Genomic DNA, 20,191 nt, shown 5'->3' on the forward strand with positions numbered 1-20,191 from the left:
GTAGGAGTATACGATATTCTTTTTGGAGGGAAGGCCCCCAGGCCCCACCCGCCTGAAACGACGAACAGGAGGATATGCAGTGGTTCCCGCCCTTTCCCGGCGTGGCTTCGTCGCCGGCACCGCCGCCGGCGTGGCGCTGGCCGTGCCCGCCGCCGCGACCCTGGCCCAGACGGTCGCGTCCGCCGATCTGGTGCCCCTGACCTCGCGCACGGGTGTCTATACCCCGCCGCGCGGCGACGCCGTGATGCAGTTCAGCTTCGATTTTCCCGAAGCGTCGGTGAAGGTGGGGCCGCTGCTGGTGGGTTTCCGCGTCCTGACGTTCGAGAATACCTACGCCATCGACCCGGCCGCGACCCAGGTGCTGCGCGACGGGGACAAGGTGCGGCTGGTCTGTTCGGGCCTGCTGGGGGCCGGCGGTCAGGAAAAGGCCGCGGGCACCCTGTCGGCGGAATTCAGCATCGGTGCCGATGGCGTTGTGCAATGGCGGGCCACGGCCACCGCCCCGCAGAAGGTGAAGGCCATCACCAGCATCGTGCGCGGCCTGCCGCGTGGCGAACTGTCCATCTCCTGCGGGGCGTTCAGCGATCCCAAGGATGATGAGAAGCTGTACGAATATCCCCAGCTTTTCGGCGGCATGAGCACGCCGTTCGCCATGCTGAAGGCGGCCGACGGCCAGTTGTATGAGCTGTCGGCGCGTCAGCAGACGGTGCTGCCCGCCCGCTTCTTCTTCCAGCCGGGGCCCGATGGCTACCGGGTGGAACTGGTGCATGAGGCGCCGGGCTGGGACCGGCAGGAAAGCGTGACCACGGCCCTGTGGCGGGTGGGACCAGCCGCCAGTTACGCGGCGGCGGCCGGCGCACATTTCGCGCATCTGGAAAAGACCTATTCCATCCCACCCTTCGCCAGCCGGGTGGATGCGCCGCGCTGGATGCAGGATGTGGATCTGGTCCTGTCCATTCATGGGGCGCACTGGACGGGCTATATCTTCAACGATTACCGCCGCATGCTGGATATCCTGATGTGGGCGGCCAAGCGCATCGATCCCAAGCGGGTGATGGTGTTCCTGCCGGCCTGGGACGGGCGCTATTACTGGAACTATCCGCTGTATCAGCCCGACCCGCGCATGGGCGGTGCTGCCGGCTTCCAGAAGCTGGTCACATCGGCGCAGAAGCTGGGCTATCGCATGGTGCCCATGTTCGGCACCAATTCCGCCAATGCGACCCTGGCCGAATTCAAGCAGTTCGCCGATGCCACCACAGAACATGTCGACGGTGACCATTTCGACCTGAACTGGGTCGACTGGGACAATGACCGGGCCAATGATGGCTGGATGCCCTTCATGAATCTGGGCGTGGAAAGCTGGCGCAAATTCCTGACCGAACGCATCTCCGCCACGGTGAAGCAGTTCGGCGTCGACGGCTATTTCCTGGATATTGCCGGTGGCTGGGCCAACAATCAGAAGGCCGACATGAATGTCGGGACAAGGCTGATGGTGGAGGAACTGCGCCGCCGCCATCCCGGCATCCCGCCCGTGGGCGAGATGCTGTATGATGCGCAGATGGCCTATATCCCCCTGTCGCAGGTCACGCGCTATGCCCTGCACCCGGCCGGCCATGACCGCTATGTCCGCTCATATGAGCATCTGAGCCGGCCGGCCCCCGGACGCGGCAGCACCGGCGTGCATGAGGCCGGCTTCGGCCATTACAAGCCGGAGATTGCCGCCGATCAGCGCGCCATCCCCACCATCACCATCGTCGATGACACGTTCGACAAGGAACAGGCGACGATGGAAAGCTACATCGCCCAGGCCAAGGCCTGGGGCGATCGTCGGCGCAAGGGATAGCGATCGACCGCAACCGGACCGTCGCCCTTCCCTATCCGTCTGCGTCCGCATCCGGGTGGGGAAGGGTGGCGTCCGTCCTACTTCAGATGCACATACCGCCCCGGTGCCGGTTCCAGCGGGGGCAGGCCCGCCTTGGCGTTGCCCAGGGCGGGCGGCGGGACCGGCGCACCGGAATGCCGGTCCAGCCAGTCCACCCAGGACAGCCACCAGGAACCGGGACGCGGTTCATTGGCCGTGAACCAGCCTTCGGCATCCGTGAACGGCTCGTCGATGCCGATGGTGGCGATGCGGTGGCGGCGGTGGGGATGGTCGGCCTGGCTGACGATGCCGGCATTATGGCCGCCATTGGTCAGGCAGAAGGTCATCTCCGTATCCAGCAGCAGGCGCACGCGATAGACCGACCGCCAGGGGGCGACATGGTCCGTTTCCGTGCCCACGGCGAAGACGGGAACACGGATGTCCGACATGGCGACGGACCGGCCTTCCACGCGATAGCGGCCGGCCGCCAGTTCATTATGCTGGAACAGGCGGCGCAGATATTCGGAATGCATGCGATAGGGCATGCGCGTGGGATCGGCGTTCCAGGCCATCAGGTCGGACATGGCCTCGCGCTGGCCCATCAGATATTCGCGCACCATGCGCGACCAGATCAGGTCGTTGGAGCGCAGCAACTGGAAAGCGCCGGCCATCTGGGTCGTGTCCAGATAGCCCTGGCTCCACATCCCGTCCTCCAGAAAGCTCAGCTGGCTTTCATCAATGAACAGGGTCAGTTCACCTGCCTCGGTGAAATCGGTCTGGGCGGCCAGCAGGGTCAGGCTGGCCAGCCGGTCCTCCCCGTCGCGCGCCAGCGTGGCGGCGGCGATGGACAGCAGGGTGCCGCCCAGGCAATAGCCGACCGCATGCGCCTTGGCCCCCGGCACGATGGCGCCCACGGCGCGCAGCGCGTCCATGATGCCCAGGCGCTGGTAATCCTCCATCGACAGGTCGCGGTCTTCGGCGTCCGGGTTCTTCCAGGAGATGCAGAAGACCGTGTAGCCGCGTGAGACCAGATAACGGACCATGGAATTGTGCGGCGACAGGTCCAGGATATAATATTTCATGATCCAGGCGGGCACGATCAGCACCGGTTCGGGCTTCACCTCCCCCGTCGTCGGCGCATACTGGATCAGTTCGATCAGCCGGTTGCGGAAGACGACGCGGCCCGGCGTGATGGCCACATCCTCGCCAACCTTGAAATCCTCCACCCCCGCCGGGCCCTTGCCGCCCGTCTGGCGGCGCATGTCCTCCATCCAGTTGCGCCAGCCGCGCACCAGATTGGCGCCGGATTCGCTGACCGTCTGGCGCAGCAGTTCGGGATTGGTGAACAGGAAATTGGTGGGCGACACCATGTCCAGCAACTGGCGGGCGACGAAGGTCACCGCCTTTTCATGCCCCTGTTCCACGCCGCGCACGCCCGTGGTGGCGTTGTGCCACCATTGCTGCTGCAACAGGAACGCCTGATGGATCATGTTGAACGGCGGCAGACGCCAATCCGCGTGGTCGAACCGGTGATCCTGGGGCAATGGTTCGATGCAGCGGGGCGCGTCAGGCTGGTTGCCGCAGGTGGCGGCATATTCGGCCATGCGCGCCGTCTTGCGCAGGGCCTTGTTCACCAGTTCCACCTGCTTGCCCGGGGCAGCCGACAGATGGATGGCCCAGTCGGCCCAGGCCAGCGCCAGGGCCGCTGGCGACACCGATCCCGTCAAACGGCCCACGCTGGCATGGACCAGCCGGTCCAGGATGGACAGGGTCGCCGACACCTGCGGCAACGCCTCCGCCTCTTCCGAAAAGGTGAACGGTGCCGGCGGAGGGGGTGGAACCGGGGCGGGCAGGGTCTTGGGCAGGGTGACGATATCGGGCATCAGGGGTCTCCCGGATTGCTGCATTGCGGCAGTGTGCCCAGGAAATCGTGACGGCACCATGACGTGCGTCAAGGGTGCGGTGCGGCAATTGGCCCCCTTACCGCGGGGACCAGCCGCCGGCGGGGACGGCGGCCAGGGCCGGGATGGCGGCGACCACGTCGGCCCAGGATATGTATTTGAAATTGGTGGCCTTGGGCTCGCCCGACAGCCCGTTCAGATCATCATTATAGCCGTCCTGCACCATCAGCAGCCCCTGCGGAAAGCCGGGCAGGGGGATGGAGACCAGTTCGGCGCCATCGCATTCCTGGCCGGCATCGATGGGGCCGTTGGCGGTCAGGCGGAAGCTGCCGATATAGCGGTTCTGGCCGCCGCGTTCGAAAATGGCGAAACTGTCATCCAGGCCGCCATTGTCGGACTGTTTGCCATCATCGCCATGGGCGTCGCCCTGGCTGGAGGCGATCAGGAAGCCGGTGCCGTCCGCCCCGCGATAGAGCGCCAGCCCTTCGACATCGCGGGCGATCCGGCTGTCCTGGTTGTTGAAGGGGCTTTTCACCGATCCCCGCGTTTCATAGAAGGGCTGGTCGTCGGCCTTGCCCGTGCGCAGGTTCACGCGCCACAGGCCCACATCCTCCTGCCCCGCAAACAGGATACCGGCCTCTTCATCCACCACCAGCCCTTCGAACTGCGGCTGCCAGTCCTGTTCGGGGTCATCCTCACTCTCCACCCGCAGATCCTGGCCCTTGTGACTGGTGGGGAAATCCCAATGGCGGGTGCGTTCATGGCCCACGGTGCCATCGGCGCGCACCACCAGCCGTTCTTCGGCCAGGCGTGCTGCCTTGCGCTGGGCGACGACGGCCCGCACCTCCCCCGTCACCTTGTCCTGCCACAGGGTCAGGCCATAGGCGCTGATCTGGTCGTCGACGGGATTGGCGATCTCTTCCTTGCCGTCGGGCGACAGGCGGGTGGGGAAGACCTGGGGCTGGGCCGGGTCGGTAATGTCGGTCAGGGGGGCGTCGACATTGCTGGCGTCGATGGCCCAGACCATCAGCCGGTCGCGCCCCCGGTCGCTGGCCACCGCAATGTCGAGGGTGGAGCCATCGGGACGTTTCAGCCCATAGGCCACGTCGACATTGTTGTAACGCCCGTCGGGCACGGCATCGATGCGCTGCACCAGCCGGCCCGACAGGTCATAGACGCGCAGGCCCGCGCCCTTGGCCACCGTGATCACCAGGCTTTTGCCCGGATCGGACGGGTGCAGCCAGAAGGCGGGATCGTCGGCGTCGCCCTTCACCCCCCCGCCGGGTCCATTGTCGGGCAGGCCGGGGGCCGTTTCCGCCACCGGCTTGACCAGCGGCAGGGCGGCGGCGACCGGCGCGGCCGGTTCCTGGCCACAGGCGGTGAGCAGCAGCAGGGCTGCGGCGAGGGGGATCAGGCGGCGCATGGGGGCTCCGAAATGGCAGGGGGGCTGGACAGGGGAGAGGGTCGGGTATCAGAAGGTGGCGCGCAGGGTGATCTGGAACAGGCGGCCGGACTGTTCGCTTTCGCGCTCGCTCTCGTCCACCTTGCCCTTGGTGTGGTTGGCCTGGATCTCGGCCACGCTGTCGCCGTCGAAGGTGCGGAAATATTCCACCTTCTTGCGGTTCAGCAGGTTGGAGGCCGACAGACGCACCACGAACCGGTCATAAAGGCGCTTTTCGACAAAGGCCTCCAGATCCTTGCCATAGGACAGGTCCACCTCTTCGTCCAGCGACACTTCCTTGGCCTTGGACCGGCCCGACAGGGACGCGCCGACGCTGGCATCCAGGCTTTCCAGTGTCTGGATGAAGCCGACATTGTAGACATGGTGCGGCTGGTTGTTGAACCGGCGCTTGATGCCCAGGGCGGGGTCGCGCACCTCGCTGTCCAGCCAGGTGTAATTGGCGAACAGGCCCGTATCGGGCAGGCCGGCAAAGTCCAGCGGGGTGGAGAAGTCGATCTCCAGGCCCCAGCTCTTGCCCTTGCCGGCGTTGCGCGCCTCATAGACATTGCCGCCGGCCTCGGCCTCCTCGCCGGTATTGTACAGCTCGATCAGGTCGCTGACATCGCGGTAGAAGAAATTGGCGCCGACGATGCCGCGCCGGCCCAGTTGCCGTTCGTACCCGACATCAATGCCCCAGGCGCGTTCATTGGCCAGCAGCGGGTTGCCGATCAGTTCATCCTCGTCCGCCGGCTCCTCCTCCTGCCGATAGGGGGAGACCAGATCGTAATCGGGCCGGCGCACGGTGCGGGCCACCGACAGCAGGAAACGGTCGGCGCTGGTGGCCTGGAACTTCAGATGGGCGGACGGGTTGAAGGCTTCGGCATCGTAATCGGCCTTGCCATCGTCGCTTTCCACGTCGCGGCGCGTGATCTCATACCGCGCGCCGGCATCCAGCGACAGCCGCTCCGTCAGGTCCAGGGAAAAGCGCACATAGGGGTCGAAGCGCTTTTCCTTCAGGGTGAAGACGGCACCGGGGGCCGTCTGTTCCTCCCATTCATCATCGTCCAGTTCGAAGGAACGGTTGGCCGTGTCGCGCTTCTTGAACAGCACGTCGCCGCCGATCTTGGTCTTCACCCCATCGCCGAACTTGTAGAACAGGGTGCCGCTGAATTCATTGTCGGTGGTGTCCAGCGTCTCGCGCTCGGTCAGTTCCGTATCGCCGATATCGTCGCCTTCCTCATTCTCCGTCTTGCTGTCCTCGCGATAGCCGGACCAGCCGGCATCCAGGCCCAGCTCGCCCATCCCCAGCGGATGGGTGAAGGCGCCGGACAGGGCGTAGGTCTGCTGGCTGATGCGTTCACGCTGCACTTCCACCTCGTCCAGTTCCAGCGCCGACGGGTTGTCCCCTTCATAGGTCACGGACAGTTCATCCTCGTCACGGTCGGTGTCGACGATCAGGCCGGTCAGGCGCAGGGCGCCTTCACCAACCCTTGTCACCAGCTCGCCATTGGCGGAGATGTCGACGCCGTCACGGGTGTCATCCTGCAATTCCCGACCTGAATATTCGCTGAACGAACCATCATAGAAATCGGTGACCTTCTTTTTCGGATTGCGGCGGCCCTGATAATTCACCGCCGCCCAGTAGGAGGTCTCCTCCAGGCTGTCGGCATAGGCGGCGGCGAAGGAGGGGCGGACCTTGCCATCCTTGTTGATCAGGGCGCCGGCCTTGGCGAACCCACCCTCGAAGGCCTCGCTTTCCTTGGTGACGACATTCAGGGTGCCGGCCACGCCTTCGCTGGGCTGGTCGGCTCGGGGCGCGCGCACGATCTCCACCCGCTCCACCAGCTCGGCCGGGATGCGGTCGACGAAGAAGGAACGGTCAGCCTCGCCACCGGGCGGGCGGCGGCCATTGATCAGCACCTGGGTGTAGCCCGGCGGCAGGCCGCGCATCTGCACCGCGTCATATTCCAGCACGTCCGCGGCGAAGGTGACGCCCGGCACGCGCTTCATCATCTCGCCCACCGACACCGGTTCGAAGCGCTGGAAATATTCCAGATCGTAGGACAGGACGGGGTTGGGCTCGGCCGTGCGGTTGCGGAAGAAGATCTGGCCGGTGACGATGATCTCCTCGATCTTCACCGGCTCCGGCGCGGGGGCCGTTTCCGCCGGGGCGGCAGAAGCGGGGCGGACCGTCTGCGGGCGCGGCGAGGCCGGGGCGGCGGCGGCCTGACGCGCGACCAGGGTTACCGACCCGTCGGCGCCGATATCGGCCGACAGGCCCGTGCCGGCCAGCATCGCCTTCAACGCCAGATCGAAGCCGGCGGCATCCGCCACAGGGGCCGACCGCTTGCCCGCCACCTGGGCCGGGGTGAACAGCACATTGCGCCCGAAATGCCGGCCGACCGCCACCAGCGCATCGCCCAGATCGCCCGACGGCAGGGTGAATCGGGCCGTAGCCGCCGCGGCAGGCTGGGCCAGGGCGGGGGCGGACAGCGGGGCCAGCGACAGAAGGGCCAGGGCGGAAACGCCAAGGGCCAGGGAACGCAGCATCATGATCGGAACTCTCCCGTGGGCAGCCGTTGCGTGAACGGCATGGTCAGCGGGGTAGACGCAGCGCCCATCCGGTTTCCGGGCAGGATTAAAACTTTCATCCAGGCTTCACGGAACTGTCACGGGCTGTTGTGCCCGTTTGCCTTGAACAGAACCTGATGGTCCTGATCAAGGCCCTCAATTGCCGTCGCCGCCGGACCAGATCCCGATGAGTAGAACTTACCGGGATCTGGTATTACGTCCCCTTGCGTCCCGGCTTCACCGACAGCGCCAAGGCGCCGTCGGGGCTGCTGGTCAGGGACAGGCCGTGCAGTTTCGCGGCCAGGGCCACGAATTTCTCCACATCGCGGGTGCCGAACACGCCGCTGACCTCCAGCCCGGCCGTGCCCTCGCCCAGGCTGACCGGCGGGCCGCCATAGCGGGCAAAGCGGGCCAGGGCGTCGGTCAGGCTGGTGCGGCGGAAGACCAGATGCCCCTGGCGCCAGGCCGTCTCCGCCTCAAGATCGGCGGGGGTGATGCGGGGCGGGTGGATGGCGTCGGCCAGGGCCAGCTGGCCGGGCGTCAGCCGGGCGGTGGCGGCACCACTGGCCGGGTTCCGCAGTTCCACGCCACCTTCAATCAGTACCACGCGCGTGTCGGCCCCGTCCGCCACGATGAATTCTGTGCCGGTGGCGACCACGGTCGCATGGTCGGCAGCCACGGCGAAGGGACGCAGCCGGCTTTTCGCCACCTTGAAGGACGCCTGACCGCGGGTCAGGCGGATGTCACGGCGCAGAGGGCCGAAAGCGACATCAATGCCGGTACCGCTGTCCAGCCGCACCTCGCTGCCATCCTCCAGCAGGACCAGCCGCGTCTCCCCCACGGCGGTGTCGTAATGGGCGCGCGTCCAGACCAGCCAGTCGGGCGGGGTGGCGACCAGCAGCAGCAGACAGGCGGCCAGGGCCGCCAGACCAGCGACCACAGGCCGGCGCACCGGCGCCGGCAGGCGCAGCGGCGGGCGGCGGGTGGGGCCCGTGCCGTCCCAGACCTGCGCCACCCGGTCCATGGCATCGGCATGGGCGGGATCGGCCTGCAGCCAGCGACGGAAGGCGGCGCGGGTGGCGGCATCCTGGCCGGCGCTCAACCGCGCCATCCAGGCGGCGGCCCGCTCCTCCAACACCTGCCGGTCGGGGTCGGGCCGGGTCATGCGGCCCCCCGTCCGCCCATGCGGCGGGTCAGATGGATCAGGGCGCGTTCGACATGGCGGGTGACGGATGCCGTTTCGATGTCCAGCCGGGCGGCGATGTCGCGGTGGGACAGGCCGTCCACGCGGCAGAGCAGGAAGGCCTGACGGCAGATGGGGTCCAGTTCGTCCAGCGCCGTCTGGATATGGGCCAGTTGCTGGCGGGCGGCGACCACCCTTTCCGGCGTAGCCACATCCTGGCTGCCGGCGTCAATCCCGTCTTCCAGGGGGACATGCCGGCCGCCGGCGCGGGCCTGGTCGCGGCGAAAGCGGTCGGTCAGCAGGTTGGCGGCGGCGCGCAGCAGGAAGCCCTGCCAGTTGGCGATGCCGGTACGCGGCGCCGTGGCGGCGATGACGCGGGAATAGACCTCCTGCACATGGTCCTCCGCTTCCTGTGGACAGCGCAGGCGCGACAGGAAATAGGCACGCAGCATGTCGCGGTGGCGCGGCAATGCCGTTTCCAGCAGTTCTGCCCCCGCCGCCAGCGCTCCTTCCGCCTCGCTTCCCGCCATGTCCCTTGCCCGGTCTGTTCCTGGACAGGCCAGGGCTAACACGGGGATCAAGACAGTTTCGTGACGCCGGATCTTGCCGGCCGGGGCGGGTATGCGGTGCCCCTGTGGCAGTTGGCTTGCAAACGGAGATGCAAGTCAACTGCAATTGCAAGGTTTGTCTTTGCAGGTCCTCGGGCCAACCTCCCGGCGTTTGTCTTCATATCTGCAAATATACGTTTGAATACTTGTGGCCGGGTGATGGACATAGGATTGTGTGGAAATGAACGTCGATCGTCGAACGCCCGCCTTCCAGGTAATATCCTGGGGGAACGACCGGTGTTTGCCTGTCGGCCGGGTGGAACGCCCGTTGAGGTGCAGAATAGATAAAGGTGAGGCATGTCGCTGGATAAATTGAAGATCGGTCAACGCATCGCCGCGGGATCGGGCGTTCTGCTTCTGATCCTGGTGATCATGTCTGGCGTCGGAACCTATCTGCTGATGACTATTTCCAGCAACTTCGACGAATATCGGCGCGTCGCCCGTAATTCAAACATGGTCGGCGAAGTGGATATCGGTTTCGCCAAGGCCCGACTGGCGGTGAAGGATTTCCTGGTCCAGGGGGATGAGGCGCAGGTGCAGCGCTTCACCGAAGCGACCACGGAGATCGATGGGCTTCTGAAGCAGGCCGACGCCAATATCAAGCAAGAGCAGCGCCGTGCCTGGCTGGCCGAAGCGACGGCCGCCTATGGCAAGTACCGGGATGCCTTTACGGATGTCGTAAAAGGCTATCGCGAGAATAACCGCATCATGCGCGACGTGCTGGACAAGAACGGCCCCATCTTCGAGCAGGCCCTGGATCGCGTCGTCCGGACGGCCGCTGCCGACAATGATGTCCGGGCGTTCCAGGCCGCCAGCACGGTGCTGCAAGAGATGACGGGCGTCCGCATGCAGATGCAGCGGCTGCAGGCGCGCCGCGACAAGGACAGTGTGCAGAAGGTGGAGGCAGCCCTGGGTGATGTCGATCAGGGTCTGCGCACCCTGGTCCCGGCCATGCAGAACCCTGCCCGCAGGGCGCTGGCGGTGGAGGCCGTGAAGGCGGCGGAAGCCTATGTCGGGGGCGTGAAGCAGGCCGTCGCCGTGGTCGAGGCGGTGCAGGCCACCGTCAATGACCGTCTGAATCCCAGTGGCGCGCAGATCAGTGCGCTGACCGCCCAGATCCGGCAGTCGCAGCGCGCCCAGCAGGATGAGATCGGGCCGCGCGTCGTGGAGGAGATCTGGGAGTCGGAATTGATCTCCGTCGTGCTGGCCGTGGTGGGCCTGGTCATCGGACTGGTATCTTCCTGGATCATCACCCGCTCCATCACCCTGCCTGTGAAGGCCCTGACTGGCACCATGACCGAACTGGCCGCCGGCAACCTGTCGGTGACGGTGCCCATGGCCGCCAACCAGGACGAGATCGGCGACATGGCCCGCGCGGTGGAAGTGTTCAAGACCAATGGTCTGGAACGCCGCCGGCTGGAGGCCGAACAGGCCGCCGAGCAGGAGGTGCGTGATCGCCGCACGGCCAAGCTGGAACAGTTGATGGCCGGCTTCGACAGCGAGGTGCAGGCGCTGGTGTCACAGCTGTCATCGGCCAGCACGCAGATGCGGTCTTCCGCCCAGTCGCTGTCGGCCCTGTCGGAACAGACCAGCCACCAGTCCGTCAGCGTGGCGGGTGCTGCCGAGCAGGCATCGGCCAATGTGCAGGCCGTGGCCACAGCGACGGAGGAGCTTTCCGCCTCGCTGGAGGAAATCACCCGCCGTGTGGCCGAAAGCGCCACTGTCACCCGCCATGCGCATGAGGAGGCGGAGCGCACCAACGTGACCGTTGCCACCCTGGCCGACGCCGCCGACCGGATCGGCACGGTCGTGCAACTGATCCAGGATATTGCCGGGCAGACCAACCTGCTGGCGCTGAACGCCACCATCGAGGCGGCACGGGCCGGGGAAGCCGGCAAGGGCTTCGCCGTGGTGGCGTCGGAGGTGAAGAGCCTGGCCAACCAGACCGCCAAGGCCACGGAGGATATTGCCGGTCAGGTCCAGCAGGTGCAGACGGCCACCCGCGATGCCGTCGCCGCCATCCAGTCCATTACGGCCACCATTGCCAAGGTGAACGAGATTTCCGCCGCCATCGCGGCCGCTGTGGAAGAACAGGGTGCCGCAACGCAGGAGATCGCCCGCAACGTGCAGCAGGCCGCCATGGGCACACAGGATGTCAGCGAGACCATTACCTCCGTCCGCGCCGCCGCCGGGGAGACGGGTACCGCCGCATCCGAGGTTCTGTCCGTGGCATCGGGCGTGCAGTCGCAGTCCGATCGGCTGACCGGTGCCGTGGGCAGCTTCCTTGTCAATGTGAAGGCCGCCTGAGGCCGATACGGGTTGCAGGACAGACTCCTGCAACCCATTCGCCCGCCGAAGCGTTTGACCTGCATCATGGACCTGTCACAGCGACAGGCCATAGATAGGGTGAAACAGCGACCGGCGGGCGGATATGGATGAAGCGGAACGGACGGACTGGCACGGGCTGACGGCTGACGATGCCGTCACCCGGCTGGGCAGCGGGCCGTCGGGCCTGTCGCGGGAAGAGGTGGCGGCGCGGTTGGCCCGATATGGCAGCAACCGGCTGCCGGAACCGGTGGGCCGGTCCGCCCTGCGCCGTTTCATCGACCAGTTCAACAATCTGCTGATCGGGTTGCTGGCGGTGGCCGCCGGCATTGCCGGGGCCATGGGCCACGGGCTGGATGCCGGGGTGATCCTGGGCGTGGTCCTGATCAACGGCATTGTCGGCTTCATCCAGGAAGGGCGGGCCGAGCAGGCGCTGGCCGCCATCCGCACCATGCTGCAACCCACAGCCGCCGTTCTGCGCGGCGGGCACCGGCAGAGCATCGATGCGGCCGATCTGGTGCCGGGCGATCTGGTCCTGCTGGAAGCGGGCGACCGGGTGGGCGCCGACCTGCGCCTGACCCGCAGCCTGGGCCTGCGCATCGATGAAAGCGCCCTGACCGGGGAATCCGTGCCGGTGGAAAAGGACACGGGCGCCCTGCCGGCCGATACGGCCCTGGCCGACCGCACCTGTCTGGCCTTTTCCGGTACGCTGGTCACGGCGGGCCAGGGCTGGGGCGTGGTCACGGCCACGGGCACGGCCAGCGAGCTGGGCCGCATCAGCCGCCTGATCGAAAGCGTGGGCGACCAGCGCAGTCCGCTGCTGCGCCGCATGGATGATTTCGCCCGGCGCCTGTCCTGGGTCATCATCGGCATCTGCGCCCTGCTGCTGCCCTTTGCCCTGCTGGTGCAGAAGATGGAGCCGGCGGAGGGCTTCCTGCTGGTGGTCGGCATCGCCGTGGCCGCCATTCCCGAGGGGCTGCCGGCCGTGCTGACCATCACGCTGGCCATCGGTGTGCGGCGCATGGCGGCGCGCAATGCCATCATCCGCCATCTGGCGGCCGTGGAGACGCTGGGGTCGGTCGATGTCATCTGTTCGGACAAGACCGGCACCCTGACCCGCAACGAAATGATCGTGGATGGTGCCCGCACCGGCGATGGTACCCTCTGGTCCGTGGCCGGCGAGGGCTATGCCCCCCTGGGCGACATTACCGGTCCTGCCGGCCCGGCCTTGGCTGCCGACAATAAGGGGTTGGACGCGCTGGCCCGCGCGGCGCTGCTGTGCAACGACGCCAGCATCCAGCACCAGGACGGGGAATGGCGGCTGGCCGGCGACCCGATGGAAGGCGCGCTGGTGGCCTTTGCCATGAAGGCCGGGCTGGAACCCGCCGCCGAACAGGCGCAATGGCCCCGGCGCGATGCCATCCCCTTTGATGCCGGCCACCGTTTCATGGCCACCCTGCATGACAACCGCCAGGACCAGGCCCTGCTGCTGGTCAAGGGCGCGCCCGAACGGGTGCTGGCCCTGTGCGGGCAGGAAACCGACCGTGCCGCCTGGATCCGGGCCGTGGAGGATTTTGCCGCCAGGGGGCAGCGTGTGCTGGCCCTGGCGCACAAGGACATGCCCTATCCCCCGCCGGCCCTGTCTTTCCCCCTGGTGGAAAAGGGCGATCTGACCCTGCTGGGTCTGGTCGGCCTGATCGATCCGCCGCGGACCGAGGCGACGGAAGCCATCGCCGAATGCCATGCCGCCGGCATTGATGTGAAGATGATCACGGGCGACCATGCCGGCACGGCCGCCGCCATTGCCGCGCAGCTGGGCCTGCGCCGCACCGATCCCGTGGTGACGGGCCGCGACCTGGAAGGCCTGGACGCGGCCGCGCTGCGTGAGCGGGTGGCAGAGAGCGACGTGTTCGCCCGCACCACGCCGGAAGACAAGATGCGCCTGATCGCGGCGCTGCGCGACGATGGCCGCGTCATCGCCATGACCGGCGACGGGGTGAACGACGCCCCGGCCCTGAAATCGGCCGATGTCGGCATCGCCATGGGCAGGCGCGGCACGGAAGCGGCCAAGGAAGCGGCGCGCATGGTGCTGGCCGACGATAATTTCGCCTCCATCGTCGCCGCCGTGCGCGAGGGCCGTACCGTCGGCGACAATATCCGCAAGGTCATCGCCTGGACCCTCCCCACCAACGGGGCGGAGGTGCTGTGCATGATGGTTGCCCTGATGCTGGGCACGGCCCTGCCCATGAGTGCGGTGCAGATCCTTTGGGTCAATATGGTCACCGACATGACCCTGGGCCTGACGCTGGCCTTTGAAGGGACGGAGGACCGGGCCATGCGCCGTCCGCCGGCGGAACGGGGCGGTGCCATCCTGACCCGGTTCCTGGTCTGGCGCAGCGTGCTGACCTCGCTGATCTTCCTGGCGGCGGTGCAGGCATCGCTGCTCTATGTCCAGTATCGGGGCGGCAGCGCGGAGGAGGGGCGAACGCTGGCCGTGAACAGCGTCGTGCTGCTGGAACTGTTCTATCTGTTCTCCATCCGCTGGCTGGGCGTGACCCGCTGGAACGGGCCGGCTCTGCTGGGCGGTCGGGTGCTGTGGCTGGGCGTGGGCACGACGCTGGCGCTGCAGGCTGCTTTCACCTGGGCCGCGCCCTTCAACCATCTGTTCGGCACGGCCCCGCTGCCGCCGTCCGATCTGCTGCTGCCACTGGGCTTTGGGGCGGGGATGCTGCTGCTGTACGAGGGGGAGAAGTGGGTACGGAGACGCTGGCAGTGCCGGAGACAGGTGCGACCCCGGTGAAGGCCGCCGGCCATGGTCAATGTACCGGCCGTCCCCTTGCCGTGCAGCCGCTTTCCCCTTCATCGTCGCCCAGGCTGTCCAGCGGCGTGCGCTGGTGCAGGAAGCCGTCTTGGGGGGAGACGGAAACCAGAAGGCGGGGATTGGCGATCAGGATGGGCTGGCGCAACTGCCCGTCCCAGCCCCGGAAGCTGAGGGCCTGGCCCTTGAAAGCCGCCAGCGTGAAGCCCGGATCGCGCAAGGTGGCCAGCACGGAAGCCGCATCGCCGCCCGGCACCTTCACAGCGGCTTCCGTCACGGCGCGCACGGCGACCCAGGCGGCATAGTCACGTTCATTCATCACGCGGCCTGCCAGGGCCTGGAACCGGTTCTGCAGCTGGGTGCCACCCCATTGTTCAAAGACCCGCGACCAGGATGTGGGCACCAGTTCAGCCGTGCCGGCCACGGGGCGGGGGCGGGCCGTGCGGTGGCTGAGATAATCGCCGAACACCCCTTCCTCATCCGCGACGATCAGCACGTCATGGTCGGCCCCGCGCGTGAAGGTGGCGACGACATCGCGTTCATTGCTGAACCCGTCATCGGTGCGGGCATGGCCGACATCGAAGGTCCAGTCCTTCTCCTCCACGATCTTCGCCCCCAGCCGTTTGGCCGTGCGGCGGATGGCGTCGGCATAGGGCTTGTCGCCGAGCCCGGCGCCGGTGACCAGGAACCAGTCGGTCCAGCGCCGTGTCACCAGATACTGGCCCAGCGCATCGGCCAGCATGCGGCGGCTGGGGATGGTGTGGAACAGGTTGGCCCGGCATTGGGCGTTGCGCAGCCCATCGTCACGCGCCCGCGCGTTCAGCACCACGGCCCCCTGTGCCGCCGCCAGATCGGCCACGCGCAGCAGCGCATCGGCCGGCAGGTCGGCCACGATGACGCGCACACCCTGGGCCAGCAGGCCGGGCACATCCCCCTCCCGCCCTTCCGCCAGGATGAATTCCCGTTTCAGAAAGCGGCCTGTGCTGTTGCCATCCTGCACGCCCAGCCGCGCCCCCTGTCGCCCGCCATCGCGGATGACCGGGTCCAGGAAGGACAGCGGCGTCGCCGGCGGATCGTCGGTGCCGATGAAGCCGATGGTCAGGCGGTTCAGGGCCGGGACCGGCTTGGCGTCGATCCGGTCCGGAGCCTTACCCGGCGGGTCGGCGGCCAGGGCGGGGAAGAGAGGCAGCGACAGGGCGGCGGCCAGGGCAAGCGCGCGGAGCTTCATGGCATCTCCCGCAGGGGCCAAGGGTGCGGATGTGCAGGTCATCGCATAGACCCGCCCTGTGCCCCGCGACATTGCACTATCGTCTAAGCGTCGGGCGGGGCGGCAGGCTTGGCAAGCGGGTATGTGCGGACATACGATTGATATTCTTCAATCCCGGCCCCGGCCGGGGGTCCCGCTGCCGAGGTCCATGGCGAATGTCGCCCTTGCCCGCCCGGCCGCTGGTCCGGGCCTGCACCCATCTGGCGGACCCGGTCGCGGCCATCGATGACCTTCATGATACGCTGATCATGGCCGATCCGGCCCTGGTCGTGCTGTTCTGCTCCTCCCATTACGACCTGTCGGCCGTGGCGGACACCCTGCGCGACCGCTTCGCGGGCATCCCCGTCATCGGCTGCACCACGGCCGGCGAACTGACGCCGTTGGGCTATATGGATGGGGCGATCACGGGTGTGGCCTTCCCGCGCGGCGACTTCGCCACGGCCATCGCGCGCTTCGACAATGTCAGCCGGTTCGAAATCGGTGATGCCAAGCCCACCGTGCGCGATCTGGTGGTGCAGGCCGAGGATGCGGCCCTGGAACTGGGCCCCGACGCCCGCCATGTCGCCCTGTTCCTGGTCGACGGCATGTGCGTGAAGGAGGAGCTGATCATCAGCGCGCTGCATGACGCGCTGGGCGGCATCCCCCTTATCGGCGGGTCGGCCGGCGATGACATGCGCTTTGAAAAGACCTTCGTGCTGCATGATGGAGATTTCCATCATGATGCCGGCGTGCTGCTGATCCTGACCACGACGCGGCCCTTCAAGGTGTTCCGCAACCAGCATTTCGTGCATTCCGACCAGAAGATGGTCGTCACCCAGGCCGACCCCACCCGCCGCATTGTCACCGAGATCAATGCCGAGCCGGCGGCCCGCGAATATGCCCGCATGGTCGGGCTGGAAGGCGAGCCGCTGACGCCCATGATCTTCGCCTCCTACCCCGTCGTGGTGCGGGTGGGCGGGGAATATTATGTCCGCTCCATCCAGAAGGTGAACGAGGATGAAAGCCTGACCTTCTTCTGCGCCATCGATGAGGGCATCGTGCTGACCGTGGCGACGGGCGTCGATATCGTCCGCAATCTGGAGGACCTGTTCGACGGGTTGACGGCGGAACTGGGCAAGCCCGACCTGATCCTGGCCTTTGACTGCGTGTTCCGGTCACTGGAACTGGAACAGAAGCAGTTGAAGCATGCCGCGTCCCGCGTGCTGGCCAGCCAGAATGTCGTCGGCTTCTGCACCTATGGCGAACAGTATAATGCCATGCATGTGAACCAGACCTTCACCGGTCTGGCCATAGGTGCGCGATGAGTGCGCTGCCCGATCCCGCCAACGACCACCCCAGCCCCGAACAGGAACGCATCGCCGCCCTGGAACGGGAGAACTGGAAACTCAAGCGCATCAACAAGGCACTGATGGACCGGGTGGAACGGTCCATGGATTACCATGGCAACGCCTTCTCCCTGTTCCAGACAGCCATCGTCCTGGAAAGCCGGGTGCGGGAGCGGACCCAGCAGCTTCAGGACACGCTGCGCGAACTGGAAGCCTCCAACACCGAACTGGCCCGCGCCAAGGAAGCGGCGGAGACGGCCCAGACGCGGCTGGCGGAAGCCATCGAGAGCGTGAATGAGGGCTTTGCCCTGTTCGACGCCGATGATCGGCTGGTCCTGTGCAACAGGACCTATCTGTCGCTATGGCCGGCCATAGCCGATCTGATCCGCCCCGGCATCAGCTTTGGCGAGATTGCGAAGCTGGCGGCGGCGCGCGGGTCGGTGCTGCCGGACAGTGCCGGGCCCGACCGCTGGGTGCGCGAACGCGTGGCCCAGCATGCCGGTGCCGATGGCACCCATGTCCATGCCCTGGCCGACGGGCGCTGGATCCAGATCAATGAACGGCGCACCCGCGATGGCGGCATTGTCGGCATCTATACCGACATCACCGATGTCAAGGAACGCGACGCCCGCGACGGGCAGGAACGCATCCGCCTGATCACCGATGCCATGCCGGCCCTGATCGCCTATGTCGATGCCGACGAGACCTATCGGTTCGTGAACCGCCGCTATGGGGAGATGTTCCGCCGACCCCGGCATGAGATCGTGGGATCAAGCATGCGCGAACTGCTGGGGGCGGAGGCTTACGCCATCCGCCAGCCCCATATCGGCACGGTCATGGCGGGCCACGAGACGCAGTTCGACCTGGAGTACGAGGGAAGGTCGGGCAAGCGTTATTCCCAGGCCACATACGTTCCGCATTTCGCACCCGATGGCACGGTGCTGGGCTTCTTCTCCCTGATCCAGGACGTGACCGAACGGCGCTGCGCGGCCGAGGCCCTGCGCGAGGCGAATGAGGGGCTGGAGCGTCGCGTGGCCGAGCGCACGGCGGCGCTGAAGCAGGAAATCACCGAACGCCAGCAGATCGAGGAAAAGCTGCGCGAGGCGAAGACGGCGGCCGAACAGGCCAACCTGTCCAAGACCAAGTTCCTGGCCGCCGCCAGCCACGACCTGTTGCAGCCGCTGAACGCCGCCCGCCTGTTCGTTTCCGCCCTGACGGAGACGGAGCATGAGGCCGGTGCCCGCGTGCTAGTGGAAAAGACCGATGCGGCCCTGTTGTCAGTGGAAGATCTGCTGGAAGCGCTGCTGGACATTTCCAAGCTGGATGCGGGCGTGGTGCAGCCGCAGCCCGATGATTTCCCGCTGGCCCTGCTGCTTTCTTCCATGCAGGCCGAATATGCGCCGGTGGCGAAGGAGCGGGGGCTGGATCTGCGCGTCCTGCCCTGCCGGGCCATCGTCCATACCGACATGCGCCTGCTGCGCCGCATCCTGCAGAATTTCGTGTCGAACGCCCTGCGCTATACAAGGACCGGTCGCGTGCTGGTCGGCTGCCGGCGGGTGGGCGACGGGGTGCGGATCGAGGTGCTGGACACCGGCCCCGGCATTCCGCCCGATAAGCTGGACGCCGTGTTCGAGGAATTCCGTCGGCTGGAAGGCGACCGCCCTAATGGCCGCGACCGCGGCATGGGGTTGGGTCTGGCCATCGTGCAGCGGGCGGGGCGCATGCTGAACCACCCGATCGGCCTGCGATCGATCCCGGGCAAGGGCTCCGCCTTCACCGTCACGGTGCCCCTGGGCAGCCGCACCCTGCCCGGGCTGCCGGCCCAGCCGCGGGTGACCCAGCCGGCCAGCCCCCTGACGGGCGCGCGTATCCTGGTCATCGATAATGAACAGGCCATTCTGGACGGGATGGGTGCCCTGCTGCGCGGCTGGGGCTGTCAGGTGCAGGTGGCCCCCAGCGCCGACAGCGCCATGGGCGTGCTGCCGGCGCTGGGCGGCTGGCCCGACGTCATCATCGCCGATTACCATCTGGAAGACGGGGCGCTGGGCATCGACGCCGTCGCCCGCATTATCGACGCGCGCGGCCACGACATCCCGGCCATGGTCATCACTGCCAACCGCACGGCCGACGTGCATGAACGCGTGCAGGCCTGCGGCTATGCCCTGCTGACCAAGCCGGTGAAGCCGGCGCAGTTGCGCGCCCTGGTCACGCAGTTGATGGGGTGAATGAAAAACGCGGAGCCGGTAAGGAACCGGCCCCGCGTTCAAACCTTCTCGTCGAAGATCGAACGGCTTACTTCCCCGGCTGCCCCTGCTGCTGCGGGATCATGGCCAGGCAGTTCTCCACGATGCGATAGCACTGGCCCAGGCGGGCCGACTGGCCGTCGGTGGCGCTGTTATAGACGATGCGCGACACGATGCCGTCCTTCAGGGTGAAGGTGGCCTGACAGTCGCGCGTTTCCGTTTCCGGATAATCGTCAAAACCCATGCCCCAGCCATACCAGGGCGACCAGGGGCGGCCATAGCCATAGGCGGCGGAGAAGCGCGGCGCGCCGGGCGTCGTCACCAGCCGTTCGCTGGTATAGGTGTAATATTCGACATTATCGACCGTGGCGCTGCGCGTCGGCACACCGGCGCAGGACAGCAGGAACTGCTTGGGCATGCCGATGAAGGCCTGCTGCGCATACATTGCCTGATCGGCCTGCGGATTGGCGCAGGCGGCAAGCCCCAGCAGCGCGCCCGCGGCGATCAGGCCCCGGATGGTCGTGGAACGATTGAACTTCATGACCTACGCTCCTTGCTTCGCATTGCCGGCATCCGACCCCGTCGGGGACACCGGCCGCACCGCCCCTTCAAGTTCCACGGTGGCGACGTCCATGTCCTGTCGCTACC

Annotated in this window: 12 protein-coding genes; 5 read left to right on the forward strand and 7 right to left on the reverse strand. The window is 66.8% G+C overall.

From position 1 onward, the window contains the following. Positions 1-79: 79 nt before the first annotated feature. Positions 80-1,843, forward strand: a complete 1,764-nt coding sequence (locus tag ACODTW_RS09305) for a hypothetical protein (protein WP_488945697.1) — start codon at positions 80-82, stop codon at positions 1,841-1,843. A gap of 77 nt (positions 1,844-1,920) precedes the next feature. Here ACODTW_RS09305 and ACODTW_RS09310 read toward each other — a convergent pair whose 3' ends face one another. From ACODTW_RS09310 to ACODTW_RS09330, 5 genes are all read right to left on the reverse strand, one after another. Further along, on the reverse strand, positions 1,921-3,744 hold the full coding sequence (locus tag ACODTW_RS09310; protein ID WP_488945698.1) for a PHA/PHB synthase family protein: 1,824 nt from the start codon (positions 3,742-3,744) through the stop codon (positions 1,921-1,923). Positions 3,745-3,841: 97 nt separating this feature from the next. Continuing rightward, positions 3,842-5,185 (reverse strand): phytase, encoded by a 1,344-nt coding sequence (locus ACODTW_RS09315; protein WP_488945699.1) that lies wholly within the window; start codon positions 5,183-5,185, stop codon positions 3,842-3,844. Positions 5,186-5,233: 48 nt separating this feature from the next. Continuing rightward, positions 5,234-7,756, reverse strand: coding sequence for a TonB-dependent receptor domain-containing protein (locus ACODTW_RS09320; protein ID WP_488945700.1), 2,523 nt, complete (start codon positions 7,754-7,756; stop codon positions 5,234-5,236). A 232-nt stretch (positions 7,757-7,988) separates the two neighbouring features. Then, the gene (locus tag ACODTW_RS09325) at positions 7,989-8,939 is read right to left on the reverse strand and encodes a FecR family protein (RefSeq protein WP_488945701.1); all 951 of its coding nucleotides are present in this window, start codon (positions 8,937-8,939) and stop codon (positions 7,989-7,991) included. Continuing rightward, positions 8,936-9,487: an RNA polymerase sigma factor gene (locus ACODTW_RS09330; protein WP_488945702.1), complete on the reverse strand. Its 552-nt coding sequence runs from the start codon at positions 9,485-9,487 to the stop codon at positions 8,936-8,938. Before ACODTW_RS09330 ends, ACODTW_RS09325 begins: the two co-directional genes overlap by 4 nt. 375 nt (positions 9,488-9,862) lie before the next feature. Between ACODTW_RS09330 and ACODTW_RS09335 the strand changes: the two genes are divergently transcribed. Both ACODTW_RS09335 and ACODTW_RS09340 read left to right on the forward strand, forming a co-directional pair. After that, complete coding sequence (locus ACODTW_RS09335; RefSeq protein ID WP_488945703.1) at positions 9,863-11,872, forward strand: HAMP domain-containing methyl-accepting chemotaxis protein; 2,010 nt, start codon at positions 9,863-9,865, stop codon at positions 11,870-11,872. A 124-nt stretch (positions 11,873-11,996) separates the two neighbouring features. Further along, positions 11,997-14,690: a cation-translocating P-type ATPase gene (locus tag ACODTW_RS09340; protein WP_488945704.1), complete on the forward strand. Its 2,694-nt coding sequence runs from the start codon at positions 11,997-11,999 to the stop codon at positions 14,688-14,690. Positions 14,691-14,706: 16 nt separating this feature from the next. Here ACODTW_RS09340 and ACODTW_RS09345 read toward each other — a convergent pair whose 3' ends face one another. Beyond that, the gene (locus tag ACODTW_RS09345) at positions 14,707-15,936 is read right to left on the reverse strand and encodes an ABC transporter substrate-binding protein (RefSeq protein WP_488945705.1); all 1,230 of its coding nucleotides are present in this window, start codon (positions 15,934-15,936) and stop codon (positions 14,707-14,709) included. A gap of 194 nt (positions 15,937-16,130) precedes the next feature. On the opposite strand from ACODTW_RS09345, the gene nosP reads away from it, so the two are divergent. Together nosP and ACODTW_RS09355 are read left to right on the forward strand one after the other, a co-directional pair. Further along, positions 16,131-17,279 (forward strand): nitric oxide-sensing protein NosP, encoded by a 1,149-nt coding sequence (gene nosP, locus ACODTW_RS09350; RefSeq protein WP_488945706.1) that lies wholly within the window; start codon positions 16,131-16,133, stop codon positions 17,277-17,279. Beyond that, positions 17,276-19,525: a NahK/ErcS family hybrid sensor histidine kinase/response regulator gene (locus ACODTW_RS09355; protein ID WP_488945707.1), complete on the forward strand. Its 2,250-nt coding sequence runs from the start codon at positions 17,276-17,278 to the stop codon at positions 19,523-19,525. Before nosP ends, ACODTW_RS09355 begins: the two co-directional genes overlap by 4 nt. A 67-nt stretch (positions 19,526-19,592) precedes the next feature. Here the strand turns inward: ACODTW_RS09355 and ACODTW_RS09360 are convergent, their stop codons facing one another. Beyond that, positions 19,593-20,084: a hypothetical protein gene (locus tag ACODTW_RS09360; RefSeq protein ID WP_488945708.1), complete on the reverse strand. Its 492-nt coding sequence runs from the start codon at positions 20,082-20,084 to the stop codon at positions 19,593-19,595. Positions 20,085-20,191: the final 107 nt, after the last annotated feature.

This window comes from Niveispirillum sp. FG148 (assembly GCF_057809655.1).

What these genes read in the sequence shown, in the direction of transcription:
- ACODTW_RS09325 (WP_488945701.1), bottom strand. Translation starts at nt 8,939, where the DNA reads ATGACCCGGCCCGACCCCGACCGGCAGGTGTTGGAGGAGCGGGCCGCC.
- ACODTW_RS09330 (WP_488945702.1), bottom strand. Translation starts at nt 9,487, where the DNA reads ATGGCGGGAAGCGAGGCGGAAGGAGCGCTGGCGGCGGGGGCAGAACTG.
- ACODTW_RS09310 (WP_488945698.1), bottom strand. Translation starts at nt 3,744, where the DNA reads ATGCCCGATATCGTCACCCTGCCCAAGACCCTGCCCGCCCCGGTTCCA.
- ACODTW_RS09335 (WP_488945703.1), top strand. Translation starts at nt 9,863, where the DNA reads ATGTCGCTGGATAAATTGAAGATCGGTCAACGCATCGCCGCGGGATCG.
- ACODTW_RS09345 (WP_488945705.1), bottom strand. Translation starts at nt 15,936, where the DNA reads ATGAAGCTCCGCGCGCTTGCCCTGGCCGCCGCCCTGTCGCTGCCTCTC.
- ACODTW_RS09315 (WP_488945699.1), bottom strand. Translation starts at nt 5,185, where the DNA reads ATGCGCCGCCTGATCCCCCTCGCCGCAGCCCTGCTGCTGCTCACCGCC.
- ACODTW_RS09355 (WP_488945707.1), top strand. Translation starts at nt 17,276, where the DNA reads ATGAGTGCGCTGCCCGATCCCGCCAACGACCACCCCAGCCCCGAACAG.
- ACODTW_RS09340 (WP_488945704.1), top strand. Translation starts at nt 11,997, where the DNA reads ATGGATGAAGCGGAACGGACGGACTGGCACGGGCTGACGGCTGACGAT.
- ACODTW_RS09360 (WP_488945708.1), bottom strand. Translation starts at nt 20,084, where the DNA reads ATGAAGTTCAATCGTTCCACGACCATCCGGGGCCTGATCGCCGCGGGC.
- nosP (WP_488945706.1), top strand. Translation starts at nt 16,131, where the DNA reads ATGTCGCCCTTGCCCGCCCGGCCGCTGGTCCGGGCCTGCACCCATCTG.
- ACODTW_RS09320 (WP_488945700.1), bottom strand. Translation starts at nt 7,756, where the DNA reads ATGATGCTGCGTTCCCTGGCCCTTGGCGTTTCCGCCCTGGCCCTTCTG.